Consider the following 15500-nt stretch of genomic DNA (forward strand, 5'->3'; position numbering starts at 1 on the left):
ATTTTCCTTTAATTGTGCACTATGCACTTAATTGTGATTCTTTGTGTTTGATCTCGACACCAGCAACATCCACTAATTTCATCAATTGAGAAAACAGTAAATTAATCGAACGCTGACTGGATACAGTGAGTTCAATACTTACATTACCACTATCCGTTGTATGATCCATATTCAATGCGCATATCTGAAATCCACGATGACGGGTGACTCTCAGAATTCGCTCCAAAATTTCAGGACAAAATTTCGCCTGAATAGCAAGTTGATGATGCATCATAATGACTTCTCCAACATAACTTCGTTGCTTGAACCTGGGGGAACTAATGGCCAGACATTCTCTAATTCATCAATGGATACGTGTAATAAATACGCGCCCTCGCTGTTAAATAAAGCATCCAGCGCACCGCTGACTTGTGATTGTTCTGTGATCCGCTGGCCCGGTATTCCAAAGGCCTGAGCCAATGTCAGAAAGTCAGGGTTATCCGTTAAAGTCGTTTCGCTATATCGTTTGTCAAAAAACAGTTCTTGCCACTGACGAACCATTCCCAATCGCTGGTTATCCAATAACACGATTTTAATGGGTAACTGCTTACGTTTGATTGTGCCCAATTCCTGAACATTCATCATGAAAGAGCCATCACCCGATATGCAGATCACCATATCTTGCGGACGTGCCAACTGAGCACCAATCGCTGCCGGAATGCCAAATCCCATCGTCCCCAATCCGCTGGATGTGATGAAATTCTCTGGCTGGCTGAATGACATATGCTGAGCCGTCCACATCTGATGCTGCCCAACATCGGTTGTCATCATTGTGTTGGATGGAGCACGATCAGATATCTGTTTCAGAAGAAGCGGGGCATAAATACCTTCCCCCTGGTAGTCATAACACCAGGCGTGTTCGTTTTTTAATTGTTGTACTTCTTGCTGCCAAGCCTGAATCGATAAAGATTGTTGTAAATGGGGCAGCAATGTTTTTACATCCCCTTGCAATGAAACATGGATCTGGCGTAATTTATTGAATTCAGCGGGATCAACATCCAGATGGATCACTTTGGCATGAGGGGCAAAATTGCTCAGCTTTCCTGTCACACGGTCATCGAAACGTGCACCGACGGCAACCAGCAAATCACAAGCCTGAACCGCGAGATTCGCCGCTTTGGTTCCGTGCATTCCCAACATGCCTAAATAGCATTCATGTTCAAAATCCGCAGCGCCTAAGCCTTTTAATGTAGACACAACCGGCATGCCTGTTTCTGCAACAAAGCGACGTAATTCTGGAACCGCGCCCGACATACCCACCCCCCCGCCCACGTATAAGACAGGTTTTTGAGACGATGCCAACAATTGACGGGCTTGCTCTATTTCTTGTTCAGGCAGAGAGAACTCCGGGGCTACAGATACCAGATATGGCGCAAAATCGCCTTGAGCCAATTGAATATCTTTGGGTAAATCAACAAGGACAGGGCCAGGACGGTCACTCATCGCGATAGTAAAGGCTTCTGCCATGATTTGCGGTAATTTCTCTAACGAATCAACCAGAAAACTGTGCTTCGTACAGGAAAGAGACATGCCTAACATATCAATTTCCTGAAAAGCATCCGTTCCGATAAGCGCAGTATTTACTTGGCCTGTAATTGCCACAACAGGAACAGAATCCAACAACGCATCAGCCAATCCCGTGACTAGATTTGTCGCACCTGGCCCTGATGTCGCAATACAAACCCCCGGTTTCCCGCTTGCTCTGGCATAACCAATTGCAGCCATAGCAGCACCTTGTTCATGACGGCATAATACGTGCTCAATCTCACCCTCATACAATGCATCATAAACTGGCATGATAGTTCCACCAGGATAACCAAAAACTTTTTCAATTCCCTGCGCTCGTAATGCCTCTATAACCGATTGTGCCCCGTTCATTGCGTCTCCCCTTGTCGTGCTTACCGTGTCACCGGCTGGTTGTGATGTTTTGTTATGCTTGTTTTTCTTCTCTAAACTAAAAAATTGCCCTAAAAAAAACCCCCGCGCCTTTCGGTGCGGGGGTCTTTTTGAAGTCTGGCTCTCTTTTTCTAAGCCTTCTTTCGTCCAAGTGCAGCCCCGCACGGTGGAATAATCACCACCACGCTAATAATTAGGCTAATCACTAGGACTAAAGTATTCATAATTTGGTTCGTTTTAACTCGTATGTTTGACGTATATTTAATAGTTATCACTTTCTATGATTATTGACAATAATTATTTTTATTTTTTCATAACAAATTTATTTTATTGATACTTTTCATTTAGATAGATAACAAATTAGATGAAAGTGCTGAGATTGTTTACTTTAACAACTAAAATAATCCACTATCCATCTGATTAATAAAATATTTAATAGATCATAAAATCAAAAAACATGTTAATCATCTATCTTTAATGAATACAACGAAAACCATCATAAATACCGATAATTATCTTTTGTAAGTTATTATTATTTATAGTTTTTCAATTTGAAAATAATGAACAAAAATTAATTATTACAATTGAATGATAAAAGTATCACACCATCCGAAATAGCGTTAATTTTTTATTAAAACAATTCCAAAATGCCACATTAATCATAAATAACATAATGTTATTATTATCTAATTACTAAAATGGTTCTCAATATCGTTACTATAATAACTATTTTTACGAATCTCTTCGCAAAATAACCACAGGCGACTTTTTATTATTTTTTATCGATTCATGATAAGTGCTTTCTTGCTAAGGAGAGCATCATGGCACTTGCCGTCATTCATACACGGGCAACCATTGGTATTGATTCCCCTCTCGTCACAATAGAAGCACATATCAGTAATGGCTTACCCGGTTTAACCCTTGTTGGCTTGCCCGAAACGACCGTTAAAGAAGCCAGAGACCGGGTCAGAAGTGCCCTGATCAATAGTGGCTTTACTTATCCCCCCAAAAGGATCACTGTCAATCTGGCCCCTGCCGATCTCCCAAAAGAAGGAGGAAGGTATGATTTACCCATTGCTATTGCAATCTTGGCGGCATCAGAGCAAATTGCTACCGATAGACTATCTGGTTATGAACTTTTAGGGGAGTTGGCCCTTTCAGGGGAAATACGTCGAATAACAGGAGCAATTCCCGCAGCACTGAGCGCAAAACGGGCAGGAAGGCAGCTTATTTTGTCCTCAGAAAACCAAACCGAACTGGCAATTTTATCTCAGAATGAAGCATTGATAGCAAATCACTTACTTCAAGTCTGCCATTTTCTACAAGGGAATCAGGATATTTTATCTTGCCCTTCAGACGTTGAACCATGGAGCTCTCCTCCGATTTTAGACATACAGGATATTATTGGGCAGGAACAAGCTAAAAGAGCATTGGAGGTGACTGCTTCTGGCGGCCATAACCTTCTTCTGCTCGGTCCACCGGGAACAGGAAAGACCATGCTTGCCAGCCGTTTATGTGGATTACTGCCCCCATTAACGCATCAGGAGGCTCTGGAAGTCGCTGCAATCAATAGCCTGATCGATCATCCAACAAACCCCAAAAAATGGCATACGCGGCCATTTAGGGCTCCTCATCACAGTTCATCAATGGCAGCACTGGTAGGTGGTGGTTCAATACCTAAACCGGGAGAAATATCCCTTGCACACAATGGAGTGTTATTTTTGGATGAATTACCCGAATTCAACCGAAGTGTTCTTGATGCACTGCGTGAGCCGCTGGAATCTGGCGAGATAGTGATTTCACGTGCAAAAGCAAAAGTCTGTTTTCCTGCTCAAGTGCAATTGATTGCAGCAATGAATCCCAGCCCAACCGGTTATTACCAAGGAATAAATAATCGCAGCAGCCCACAACAGGTACTACGCTATTTATCTAAACTATCTGGCCCTTTTTTAGATCGCTTTGACCTTTCAATTGAAGTACCGCTACTTCCACCGGGAACATTGAGCAAAGCTTCAACAAAAAACAGTGAAAATAGTGAGGAAATAAAAAAACGGGTACAAACTGCCAGAAAAATACAAATAGAACGGTGTGGTTGTATCAATGCCCAGCTCGATAGTAAACAAACAGAAAATGTATGTAAACTCAGAACGGAAGATGCCATTTTTTTAGAAAATACGCTGTTAAAACTAGGGCTATCCATACGTGCCTGGAATAGGATCCTTAAAGTGTCCCGTACGATTGCGGATCTAAAAGAGCAAAAAAGAATAGAAAAAGTGGATATTATGGAAGCACTCAGTTATCGAAATATGGATAGGTTACTTATTCAATTGCAGAAACAGGTAGGATAATTAAAAAAGGGGCAACTTTGCCCCTATCTTGTCTAGATCATTAATATCAATGATGGTATTAATCATCAGTATCGGTATAGTCCTCAGTGGAATCTACCTGTGGTTTTCCACCAGACAGAGTATGAAAACGTTTCGGACGACTAATTTTCCCCAAATACTTCGTCCATACCTTTTCTTCTACTGTCACAGGGGCTCTTTCACCACGGCAAACAGCAACAAACAGCTTTTCTTCTTCTGTTTGAGGTTCGCGTTTACCAAGATCCAATTCATTGAACGCATGACCACTGCGCTCTAGTAATTGGGCCTCTTTGATGGTGAAATCACCATGACGGGAAAATCCACGTGGGTAATTTTTATTATCAAAAAAACGATTAGTCGTGATGAAGCTTTCAGCCATCTGACACACTCCTAACTCTAATGTCATACCAATTATGGCGCGGAGTATTAGGGAGGCTTGACATTCTGTAAAACAAAATATTTAAATCTTAACGACAAAAACTATTGGAGATGCATGTGGACACTGAATTACTGAAAACCTTTTTGGAAGTCAGTAAGACTCGTCACTTTGGTCGGGCAGCTGAATCGCTCTATCTAACACAATCTGCTGTTAGCTTTCGGATCCGGCAACTTGAAAATCAGTTGGGCACCAATTTATTCACACGGCATCGCAATAATATCCGTCTGACCGCAGCCGGAGAACGCCTTGTACCTTATGCTGAGTCACTCATGAATACGTGGCAATTAGCGAAGAAAGAAATTAATTATGTTGCTCAGCATACAAAACTTTCCATTGGTGCTACCGCATCCTTATGGGAAGGGTATCTAACTACTTGGTTAAATTCATTTTACCAACTTCATCAAGAAACCAGGATAGAAACCCTCATTTCTACCCGCCAGTCACTAGTCAAACAATTACATTCCCGAGAACTCGATCTTCTGATTACGACAGAACCTCCCAAAATGGATGAGTTCAGAAGCCAGCTATTCGGTAATATCCAACTTGTTTTATTAACAACCCAACATAACCTTGAAAATGGCGTTGAAAACTATATCAAACTGGAATGGGGAGCCGATTTTCATCAACAAGAGCAAAAAACGCTAAAAAGCGATCATCCTCCAATTATCACAACCACATCAGCACACATCGCCAGAGAATTATTAAATAGTGTAAATGCAGCCGCCTTCCTTCCAGTACATTGGCAAGATGAGTACCCCCAACTTGTAACGTCATCGGCCAATAATGAGATAATAGAACGCCCGCTGTATGCTGTATGGTTGCAAAACAGTGATCAGCAAACCTTTATCCAGCAATTACTCAAAATTCCTGTCGAGAAAGCGCCTATAACTGCATAAATTACATAACCAAAATACACATAGCCGACTCCATAACTTGTGATGGCATGTGCACGGTATTTTGTATCAGGGTAAAGAAATTTAATGAAGATAGAAGACACAGAAGAATAACTTCTGTAAGGAGTTAGTGCTCGATAGAAAATACAAAAAGAAAAAACCCAGCTAAAATTAGCTGGGCTATTAATCTGAAAGCTATATCAATTATTACTTAGTTGTTAACTGGCAGGGGCGGAGAGACTCGAACTCCCAACACCCGGTTTTGGAGACCGGTGCTCTACCAATTGAACTACGCCCCTAAATACGGTGGCGGTGCGGACGGGACTCGAACCCGCGACCCCCGGCGTGACAGGCCGGTATTCTAACCAACTGAACTACCGCACCACCGAATTTCGTTAACCTGGCTGCCTTTTGGGCCGGCAACCGGCTTTTAATTGAATGTCTGGCAGTATCCTACTCTCACATGGGGAGACCCCACACTACCATCGGCGCTACGGCGTTTCACTGCTGAGTTCGGCATGGGGTCAGGTGGGACCACCGCGCTATTGCCGCCAGACAAATCCTGTTTTCAATCCCGAACAAGCTGTTTTCTTTCATCTGAAACCCGTCTCTTCTTTATACTCCACAAAACACCTTCGGTGTTGTCAGGTTAAGCCGCACGGTTCATTAGTACTGGTTAGCTCAACGTCTCGCAACGCTTACACACCCAGCCTATCCACGTCCTCGTCTCGAACGTTCCTTTAGGACTCTCAAGGAGTCAGGGAAGACTCATCTCAAGGCAAGTTTCCCGCTTAGATGCTTTCAGCGGTTATCTCTTCCGCACGTAGCTACCGGGCAATGCCATTGGCATGACAACCCGAACACCAGTGGTGCGTCCACTCCGGTCCTCTCGTACTAGGAGCAGCCCCTTTCAATCTTCCAACGCCCACGGCAGATAGGGACCGAACTGTCTCACGACGTTCTAAACCCAGCTCGCGTACCACTTTAAACGGCGAACAGCCGTACCCTTGGGACCTACTTCAGCCCCAGGATGTGATGAGCCGACATCGAGGTGCCAAACACCGCCGTCGATATGAACTCTTGGGCGGTATCAGCCTGTTATCCCCGGAGTACCTTTTATCCGTTGAGCGATGGCCCTTCCATTCAGAACCACCGGATCACTAAGACCTACTTTCGTACCTGCTCGAGCCGTCACTCTCGCAGTCAAGCTAGCTTATGCCTTTGCACTAACCTCACGATGTCCGACCGTGATTAGCTAACCTTCGTGCTCCTCCGTTACGCTTTGGGAGGAGACCGCCCCAGTCAAACTACCCACCAGACACTGTCCGCGACCCGGATAACGGGCCGACGTTAGAACATCAAACATTCAAGGGTGGTATTTCAAGGATGGCTCCATGCAGACTGGCGTCCGCACTTCCGGGCCTCCCACCTATCCTACACATCAAGGCTCAAGGTTCAGTGTCAAGCTATAGTAAAGGTTCACGGGGTCTTTCCGTCTTGCCGCGGGTACACTGCATCTTCACAGCGAGTTCAATTTCACTGAGTCTCGGGTGGAGACAGCCTGGCCATCATTACGCCATTCGTGCAGGTCGGAACTTACCCGACAAGGAATTTCGCTACCTTAGGACCGTTATAGTTACGGCCGCCGTTTACTGGGGCTTCGATCAAGAGCGTCGCGTTGCCGCTAACCCCATCAATTAACCTTCCAGCACCGGGCAGGCGTCACACCGTATACGTCCACTTTCGTGTTTGCACAGTGCTGTGTTTTTATTAAACAGTTGCAGCCAGCTGGTATCTGCGACTGGCCTCGGCTCCGGGAGCAAGTCCCTTCACCTGACGCCAGCGTGCCTTCTCCCGAAGTTACGGCACCATTTTGCCTAGTTCCTTCACCCGAGTTCTCTCAAGCGCCTGAGTATTCTCTACCTGACCACCTGTGTCGGTTTGGGGTACGATTCAATGTTACCTGGAGCTTAGAGGCTTTTCCTGGAAGCAGGGCATCAACCACTTCAGCACCGTAGTGCCTCGTCATCACGCCTCAGTGTTATTGGCCGTCCGGATTTACCAAGACGCCCCACCTACACGCTTAAACCGGGACAAACCGTCGCCCGGCTGGCCTAGCCTTCTCCGTCCCCCCTTCGCAGTAACACCGAGTACAGGAATATTAACCTGTTTCCCATCGACTACGCCTTTCGGCCTCGCCTTAGGGGTCGACTCACCCTGCCCCGATTAACGTTGGACAGGAACCCTTGGTCTTCCGGCGAGCGGGTTTTTCACCCGCTTTATCGTTACTTATGTCAGCATTCGCACTTCTGATACCTCCAGCGGCCCTCACAGGCCACCTTCAACGGCTTACAGAACGCTCCCCTACCCAACAACACAAACGTGTCGCTGCCGCAGCTTCGGTGCATGGTTTAGCCCCGTTACATCTTCCGCGCAGGCCGACTCGACCAGTGAGCTATTACGCTTTCTTTAAATGATGGCTGCTTCTAAGCCAACATCCTGGCTGTCTGAGCCTTCCCACTTCGTTTCCCACTTAACCATGACTTGGGGACCTTAGCTGGCGGTCTGGGTTGTTTCCCTCTTCACGACGGACGTTAGCACCCGCCGTGTGTCTCCCGTGATAACATTCTTCGGTATTCGCAGTTTGCATCGGGTTGGTAAGTCGGGATGACCCCCTAGCCGAAACAGTGCTCTACCCCCGAAGATGAATTCACGAGGCGCTACCTAAATAGCTTTCGGGGAGAACCAGCTATCTCCCGGTTTGATTGGCCTTTCACCCCCAGCCACAAGTCATCCGCTAATTTTTCAACATTAGTCGGTTCGGTCCTCCAGTTAGTGTTACCCAACCTTCAACCTGCCCATGGCTAGATCACCGGGTTTCGGGTCTATACCCTGCAACTTAACGCCCAGTTAAGACTCGGTTTCCCTGCGGCTCCCCTATGCGGTTAACCTTGCTACAGAATATAAGTCGCTGACCCATTATACAAAAGGTACGCAGTCACACCCACAAGGGGTGCTCCCACTGCTTGTACGTACACGGTTTCAGGTTCTCTTTCACTCCCCTCGCCGGGGTTCTTTTCGCCTTTCCCTCACGGTACTGGTTCACTATCGGTCAGTCAGGAGTATTTAGCCTTGGAGGATGGTCCCCCCATGTTCAGACAGGATACCACGTGTCCCGCCCTACTCATCGAACTCCCGGCCTGTGCATCTTCGTGTACGGGGCTATCACCCTTTACTGCACGCCTTTCCAGGCGTTTCCACTGACACACAAGCCGTTGCTGGTTCTGGGCTCCTCCCCGTTCGCTCGCCGCTACTGGGGGAATCTCGGTTGATTTCTTTTCCTCGGGGTACTGAGATGTTTCAGTTCCCCCGGTTCGCCTCGCTTGACTATGAATTCATCAAACGATAGTGCAACGGATTGCACTGGGTTTCCCCATTCGGACATCGCCGGCTATAGCGGTTCATATCACCTTACCGGCGCTTTTCGCAGATTAGCACGTCCTTCATCGCCTCTGACTGCCTAGGCATCCACCGTGTACGCTTAGTCGCTTAACCTCACAACCCGAAGGTGTCTTCAGGTTGGAGTCTATTGAGAGACTCATCAGTCTTACCGTCGCTGACGATAAGCTGATTGTTTCAAATTTTCAGCTTGTTCCAGATTGTTAAAGAGCAAAATATTGCTAAACCGGCTCGCAAGCCACGCTTAGCAATATCGACTGGCACCGTCTTTCACCCAGGGCCTGAGCAAAGTGGCGTCCCCTAGGGGATTCGAACCCCTGTTACCGCCGTGAAAGGGCGGTGTCCTAGGCCTCTAGACGAAGGGGACATCAAGTCTTCTTCGCAGACGCTGCTCATTCTTCTTTCATCAGACAATCTGTGTGGGCACTGCACAAAATCCACTATCTTTAGGTAAGGAGGTGATCCAACCGCAGGTTCCCCTACGGTTACCTTGTTACGACTTCACCCCAGTCATGAATCACAAAGTGGTAAGCGCCCTCCCGAAGGTTAAGCTACCTACTTCTTTTGCAACCCACTCCCATGGTGTGACGGGCGGTGTGTACAAGGCCCGGGAACGTATTCACCGTAGCATTCTGATCTACGATTACTAGCGATTCCGACTTCATGGAGTCGAGTTGCAGACTCCAATCCGGACTACGACAGACTTTATGAGTTCCGCTTGCTCTCGCGAGGTCGCTTCTCTTTGTATCTGCCATTGTAGCACGTGTGTAGCCCTACTCGTAAGGGCCATGATGACTTGACGTCATCCCCACCTTCCTCCGGTTTATCACCGGCAGTCTCCCTTGAGTTCCCACCATCACGTGCTGGCAACAAAGGATAAGGGTTGCGCTCGTTGCGGGACTTAACCCAACATTTCACAACACGAGCTGACGACAGCCATGCAGCACCTGTCTCACGGTTCCCGAAGGCACTTCAGCATCTCTGCCAAATTCCGTGGATGTCAAGAGTAGGTAAGGTTCTTCGCGTTGCATCGAATTAAACCACATGCTCCACCGCTTGTGCGGGCCCCCGTCAATTCATTTGAGTTTTAATCTTGCGACCGTACTCCCCAGGCGGTCGATTTAACGCGTTAGCTCCGGAAGCCACGCCTCAGGGGCACAACCTCCAAATCGACATCGTTTACAGCGTGGACTACCAGGGTATCTAATCCTGTTTGCTCCCCACGCTTTCGCACCTGAGCGTCAGTCTTCGTCCAGGGGGCCGCCTTCGCCACCGGTATTCCTCCACATCTCTACGCATTTCACCGCTACACGTGGAATTCTACCCCCCTCTACGAGACTCTAGCCAACCAGTCTTAGATGCCGTTCCCGGGTTAAGCCCGGGGATTTCACATCTAACTTAATTGACCGCCTGCGTGCGCTTTACGCCCAGTAATTCCGATTAACGCTTGCACCCTCCGTATTACCGCGGCTGCTGGCACGGAGTTAGCCGGTGCTTCTTCTGCGGGTAACGTCAATCGTAAGCCGTATTCAGACTCACGCCTTCCTCCCCGCTGAAAGTACTTTACAACCCGAAGGCCTTCTTCATACACGCGGCATGGCTGCATCAGGCTTGCGCCCATTGTGCAATATTCCCCACTGCTGCCTCCCGTAGGAGTCTGGGCCGTGTCTCAGTCCCAGTGTGGCTGGTCATCCTCTCAGACCAGCTAGGGATCGTCGCCTAGGTGGGCCGTTACCCCGCCTACTAGCTAATCCCATCTGGGTTCATCCGATGGCGTGAGGCCCGAAGGTCCCCCACTTTGCTCCCAAGAGGTCATGCGGTATTAGCCACCGTTTCCAGTGGTTATCCCCCTCCATCGGGCAGATCCCCAGACATTACTCACCCGTCCGCCGCTCGCCGGCAAAGAAGCACGCTTCTTCCCGCTGCCGCTCGACTTGCATGTGTTAGGCCTGCCGCCAGCGTTCAATCTGAGCCATGATCAAACTCTTCAATTAAAAGCGTTTGATGCTCAAAGAATTATACTGTTAGTTCGTAATGAATTAACTGTTGTTCACTCTTCAAGACTTTAATCTTTTCGCCTTTCGGCGTTTGATAGTGTCCTGCGAGTGCCCACACAGATTGTCTGATTCAGTTGTTAAAGAGCGGGGCAACCGGGAAGGCTCTTCCGGGTTGCGAGGCTGCGTATCCTACGCTTTTCGCCTCCAGAGTCAAGCGTTTATTTTCGCTTTTCTCTCACTTCCCTCAGTGGCATGTCTCAGCTCAGCGTCGGTCAGTGGTGGCGCATTATAGGACGTTTTCTGAGACTGGCAATAGTTTTTTTGAATTTTATTTCCAAGTGAATATTTTTTGTTCTTTTAGCTGTAAAAACAATCCAATTTGGCTAAATTTAAGGCAAATCTTTTCATTGCATGGTGATCTTTTCCTCAATAATATTTCTATTGATTGTTAGCCGCCTTTAATTATTGAGGTTTTTATGTCTGTTGTTTTACGTCAGTATCTAGATTTTTATCCTCAGGTTGGTCAAAAAGTCTTTTTAGATCCATCTTCTGTTGTCATTGGTGATGTCAGATTAGCCGATAACGTCAGTATTTGGCCTCTTGTCGTGATCCGAGGAGATGTTAATTATGTCTTAATTGGTTCACGTACAAACATTCAGGATGGTTCTGTTTTACATGTGACCCATAAATCCAATGACAATCCCGACGGTTTTCCATTGAAAATTGGGGAAGATGTCACTGTAGGTCATAAAGCGATGCTGCATGGATGCAAAGTTGGGAATCGAGTATTGATCGGCATGGGTTCTATTTTACTTGATAATGCTATTATTGAAGACGATGTCATCATTGGTGCCGGTAGTCTTGTTCCTCCCGGAAAAAAATTAGAGAGTGGGTATTTATATATAGGTAGCCCAGCCAAACAAGTTAGAAAACTCAAACCTGAAGAATTGGAAGGACTACTTTATTCAGCTAATAACTATGTTCGCTGGAAAGATAACTATTTATTAGCAGAGCAGTCTGAAGGCAAAAAGTAGCGCCCAAATTGATCATCTTGCCCACTCAAAATTACTGTTTCAAACTCTTCTTCCAGATCCCAACGGTGTTGACGGAATAATTCGAGTGGGTGATGAGCCTCACCATAACGCTCAATGATTACATCAGCACTCATCATACATTCCACCAGCAAACCATCTACGATTGCTGGAAACATCACTCTGTTTCCGACTTCATCCCATTCTTCACGATCAGGAAATTGAATTGATTGATTCATGCATGTAACTCTCGTCTTAAGGCAGTTAAAACAGGTTCTATTTCTGGAAACACCCCATGCCACAATTCAAAAGCATGAGCAGCCTGCCCAACTAACATTCCTAACCCATCAGCCAAACGAGAGACACCATTTTGCTGAGCAAAACGGAGAAATGGTGTTAACCCCTTCTGATAATACATGTCATAGCAGATACTATTGTTTTGGAAAACCATCGGGGATATCGCAGGAATTTCGCCATTAATACCGGAGGCTGTTGCATTAATGATGATGTCAAAAGCAGGGGAAATAAGATTTTCCATTTCAACAGCTCTGATATCACCCAATGGAGAAAATTTATCCGCGATTATTTGGGCACGCTCAAATGTACGGTTAGTCATAGTAATTGAACAACTCAAAGACAACAAAGGAGACAAAACCCCTTTCGCTGCTCCACCTGCACCAATAATCAAAATATTCTGTGCCCCAGAAATGAAATTGAGCCGCTGCAAGTCCGCTAAAAGACCAATGCCATCTGTATTATCACCAAGCAGCCGATTTCCTTCTATCCGTTTTAATGTATTAACTGCACCACTGATCTTTGCTCGTTCAGTTAACTCATCTGAGTATTGGTAGGCTCTCTCTTTGAAAGGAACAGTAATATTCGCTCCTATTCCTCCCTGCTCAAAAAAACGGGCTAAGGTTTTTTCAAAATGTTCTACCGGAGACAATATTCGCCCATATTGATGGTCAATACCGGTTTGTTCAGCAAATAATCGATGAATATAAGGAGATTTACTATGCCCAATCGGATTTCCAAAAACCGCGAATTTATCCATTACTTTCTATCCTTGCCGATATAGATTACCTGTTAAGGCATCTCTGATTTCTGATGGATTTTTACGACCCCCAACTTCTCCTTCCAACACTGGAATACGTTTACCAAATTGTTGACGAACTTCTTCCACACTCCGACATGGCTCTAATCCACTCAGATTTGCGCTGGTAGAAACCAGAGGTTTTTCATAAATAGAACATAGTTGTTTAACCAAAGGATGATCCGTAACTCGAACAGCTAAAGTTTCAAACTTACCTGTTAACCATATAGGCGTCGTTTTTTTAGCAGGGATAACCCATGTGACTGGCCCGGGCCAGAAAGAAAACATAGTTTCTTTTTGCTTATCACTCAGTTGAGAATCGTCAATATAAGGAAGTAATCGTTCGTAATTATCAGCAATCAAGATTAACCCTTTTGCCCAAGACCTATTTTTCAGTGCCAATAACTCTTGTACAGCCTCCTCGCTATCCGGATCACAACCCAAGCCAAAAACCGCTTCTGTTGGATAGGCAATCACTTTTTCTTCTTTTAAGGCCGTGATAATGACATCAAATGCAGGAGAAATTTCATCACTCATTATTTTTCTCAATTTCAGTGGGTTGCTGCTTACTACACAATTTACTGGCACAAACTAATTTTATACCTTGGGAAGTACGCTTTTCTATTAATAACGGGTAGTGACAAAACTCACATTCACCTGAAATCGGTTTATTGTTGAGTGCAAACTGACACTCAGGATAGCGACTACAAGAATGAAATATTTTGCCAAAACGAGACTTACGCTGAAGTAATTTCCCTTGTTGACATTGAGGGCAGTTAATTGATGTATCGTCCGGTTTATCAATTAATTCTGTGTGCCCACATTCAGGATAATGACCACAACTAATGAACATACCATAACGCCCTTGTCGTAAGACCAGAGTAAAACCACATTTCGGACATATTTGCCCTTCAAGCTCTTTAACAATATGCTCGTCTCCCTGAGTTTTCAAAGGACGAAGATAATGACAATCTGGATAACTCGAGCACGCATAAAATGGTCCATGGGCACCATTGCGGATAACTAACCTGGCCCCACACTTAGGACAATTTTCTGTTTCTTTTATGGCAAAGGGAACTTTATTAGACATATTTTACTCGCGGAATACCGACCACCATGACATTGGAAAAACACTAATTAGATATATCAATTGATTCGCACATACCCACCAGCAACAACAGCAACCTTTCCCATCAGTTCCAGCTCCAATAATTTGGTCATAACTTCTGTAACCGGTAGAGAAGAGCGGTTGGCAACAACATCAATAGGTGTAACTTCGTCACCTACGTTAACCAGCACATCGGCAAATGGCAACTCTGTTTGCTCAAATTGTTCATTCTCCATTTCCTCCCCTTTTTCTTCCATATTAATCCATTGAAATGATGCAGTAATATGTTCCATGACATCAGCTACATTTGTTGCTAAATAAGCTCCTTGCTTAATCAACCAATGATTTCCTTCATTTGAGGCTGAACCTAGTGGCCCGGGTAAAGCAAAAATATCCCGTCCTTGTTCAAGAGCACAACGGGCCGTAATTAACGATCCACTATTCTTATGTGCCTCCACAATCAAGAGAGCTAAACTCAGACCACTAATAATCCGATTTCTCCTTGGAAAATTTTTGGCTCTGGGCGGTGTGTTTGGAAAAAACTCAGAAATTAATGCCCCGTTCTTTTTAATATGTTGGGCCAAAGATTGATGTCGACTGGGATAAATATTCTCAAACCCACTGCCGAGTACTGCAATAGTTTTTCCACCTGCATCAAGAGCTGCCTGATGACAAATACCATCAATACCAATTGCCAATCCACTTGTTATTACTAAATTATTTTTAGCCAATTCACCAGCAAATAGCCTTCCCCACTTCTCTCCATAAAAAGTTGCAGCCCTGCTGCCAACCATTGAAATTTGTTGTTGGGATAAGACCGACACTTCACCCATCACAAAAAGTACAAGAGGAGGAGAATGTATCTGCTTTAATAAAGGAGGATAGGCAGGATGAGAGAAAGTCAGTAAATGGTTCTCAGGCTGTTCTAACCATTTAAGGGCTGAAATTAACGCGGAAGGGTTGACCTTAGTAAATTGCAAACACTGTGTCGATGACAGGCCACATGCTTTAAGGGAATTAGTATTCAATCGCTTGGCTTGCGACAAACATTCAATAATAGGCACCGCTTTTACAGCTGACAGATGAGAAACCATGCTCATTCTCAGCCATATTTCCATCATTTCCATATCGTCATCCTGACTTGATTGAAAGTAGTACTTGCATGATTAATTTATGCTC

Annotated in this window: 12 protein-coding genes, 3 tRNA genes and 3 rRNA genes; 3 read left to right on the forward strand and 15 right to left on the reverse strand. The window is 45.5% G+C overall.

The window, feature by feature from the left end:
- Window positions 1-19: 19 nt before the first annotated feature.
- The 3 genes from ilvM to Xsze_RS03195 form a co-directional block, all read right to left on the reverse strand.
- Window positions 20-274: an acetolactate synthase 2 small subunit gene (gene ilvM / locus Xsze_RS03185; protein ID WP_038242204.1), complete on the reverse strand. Its 255-nt coding sequence runs from the start codon at window positions 272-274 to the stop codon at window positions 20-22.
- A complete protein-coding gene (gene ilvG, locus Xsze_RS03190; protein WP_099139104.1) occupies window positions 271-1917 on the reverse strand; it encodes an acetolactate synthase 2 catalytic subunit in 1647 nt (548 codons plus the stop codon). Before ilvG ends, ilvM begins: the two co-directional genes overlap by 4 nt.
- 149 nt (window positions 1918-2066) lie before the next feature.
- Window positions 2067-2159, reverse strand: a complete 93-nt coding sequence (locus Xsze_RS03195; RefSeq protein WP_099139063.1) for an IlvGEDA operon leader peptide — start codon at window positions 2157-2159, stop codon at window positions 2067-2069.
- Window positions 2160-2756: 597 nt separating this feature from the next.
- Here Xsze_RS03195 and Xsze_RS03200 point away from each other — a divergent pair.
- Window positions 2757-4283 (forward strand): YifB family Mg chelatase-like AAA ATPase, encoded by a 1527-nt coding sequence (locus Xsze_RS03200; RefSeq protein WP_038242108.1) that lies wholly within the window; start codon window positions 2757-2759, stop codon window positions 4281-4283.
- Between the two features lie 58 nt (window positions 4284-4341).
- Here Xsze_RS03200 and Xsze_RS03205 read toward each other — a convergent pair whose 3' ends face one another.
- Window positions 4342-4680 (reverse strand): MaoP family protein, encoded by a 339-nt coding sequence (locus tag Xsze_RS03205; protein ID WP_038242111.1) that lies wholly within the window; start codon window positions 4678-4680, stop codon window positions 4342-4344.
- A 116-nt stretch (window positions 4681-4796) separates the two neighbouring features.
- On the opposite strand from Xsze_RS03205, the gene hdfR reads away from it, so the two are divergent.
- On the forward strand, window positions 4797-5636 hold the full coding sequence (gene hdfR, locus Xsze_RS03210; protein ID WP_038242114.1) for an HTH-type transcriptional regulator HdfR: 840 nt from the start codon (window positions 4797-4799) through the stop codon (window positions 5634-5636).
- A 220-nt stretch (window positions 5637-5856) separates the two neighbouring features.
- On the opposite strand, the gene Xsze_RS03215 is transcribed toward hdfR, so the two are convergent.
- From Xsze_RS03215 to Xsze_RS03240, 6 genes are all read right to left on the reverse strand, one after another.
- Window positions 5857-5932: transfer RNA gene (locus Xsze_RS03215), tRNA-Trp, on the reverse strand.
- Between the two features lie 8 nt (window positions 5933-5940).
- A tRNA-Asp gene (locus Xsze_RS03220) sits at window positions 5941-6017 on the reverse strand.
- 56 nt (window positions 6018-6073) lie between these two features.
- Window positions 6074-6189 (reverse strand): 5S ribosomal RNA (gene rrf, locus Xsze_RS03225).
- 89 nt (window positions 6190-6278) lie between these two features.
- Window positions 6279-9188: ribosomal RNA gene (locus Xsze_RS03230) — 23S ribosomal RNA — on the reverse strand.
- A gap of 195 nt (window positions 9189-9383) precedes the next feature.
- A tRNA-Glu gene (locus tag Xsze_RS03235) sits at window positions 9384-9459 on the reverse strand.
- 84 nt (window positions 9460-9543) lie between these two features.
- Window positions 9544-11086: ribosomal RNA gene (locus Xsze_RS03240) — 16S ribosomal RNA — on the reverse strand.
- Together the 16S, 23S and 5S rRNA genes with 3 tRNA genes alongside form the textbook arrangement of a ribosomal RNA operon.
- Before the next feature lie 479 nt (window positions 11087-11565).
- On the opposite strand from Xsze_RS03240, the gene Xsze_RS03245 reads away from it, so the two are divergent.
- On the forward strand, window positions 11566-12123 hold the full coding sequence (locus tag Xsze_RS03245) for a gamma carbonic anhydrase family protein (RefSeq protein WP_038240441.1): 558 nt from the start codon (window positions 11566-11568) through the stop codon (window positions 12121-12123).
- Here the strand turns inward: Xsze_RS03245 and Xsze_RS03250 are convergent.
- Genes Xsze_RS03250 through dprA form a run of 5 tightly spaced genes read right to left on the reverse strand, consistent with a single transcriptional unit; the run spans window position 12087 to window position 15448 of the window.
- Window positions 12087-12359 (reverse strand): DUF1488 family protein, encoded by a 273-nt coding sequence (locus tag Xsze_RS03250; protein ID WP_038240443.1) that lies wholly within the window; start codon window positions 12357-12359, stop codon window positions 12087-12089. The genes Xsze_RS03245 and Xsze_RS03250 overlap by 37 nt on opposite strands.
- A complete protein-coding gene (gene aroE, locus Xsze_RS03255) occupies window positions 12356-13174 on the reverse strand; it encodes a shikimate dehydrogenase (protein WP_038240444.1) in 819 nt (272 codons plus the stop codon). The genes Xsze_RS03250 and aroE overlap by 4 nt, the downstream gene beginning before the upstream one ends.
- Before the next feature lie 6 nt (window positions 13175-13180).
- Window positions 13181-13750: an L-threonylcarbamoyladenylate synthase type 1 TsaC gene (gene tsaC, locus Xsze_RS03260; protein WP_038240446.1), complete on the reverse strand. Its 570-nt coding sequence runs from the start codon at window positions 13748-13750 to the stop codon at window positions 13181-13183.
- The gene (locus tag Xsze_RS03265) at window positions 13743-14303 is read right to left on the reverse strand and encodes a DNA topoisomerase family protein (RefSeq protein WP_038240448.1); all 561 of its coding nucleotides are present in this window, start codon (window positions 14301-14303) and stop codon (window positions 13743-13745) included. The genes tsaC and Xsze_RS03265 overlap by 8 nt, the downstream gene beginning before the upstream one ends.
- A gap of 56 nt (window positions 14304-14359) precedes the next feature.
- Entirely contained in the window at window positions 14360-15448 is a 1089-nt protein-coding gene (gene dprA, locus Xsze_RS03270) for a DNA-protecting protein DprA (protein WP_038240450.1), read from the reverse strand.
- Window positions 15449-15500 lie beyond the last annotated feature (52 nt).

The sequence above is a fragment of the Xenorhabdus szentirmaii DSM 16338 genome (assembly GCF_002632585.1).
Classification (GTDB): Bacteria; Pseudomonadota; Gammaproteobacteria; order Enterobacterales; family Enterobacteriaceae; genus Xenorhabdus; species Xenorhabdus szentirmaii.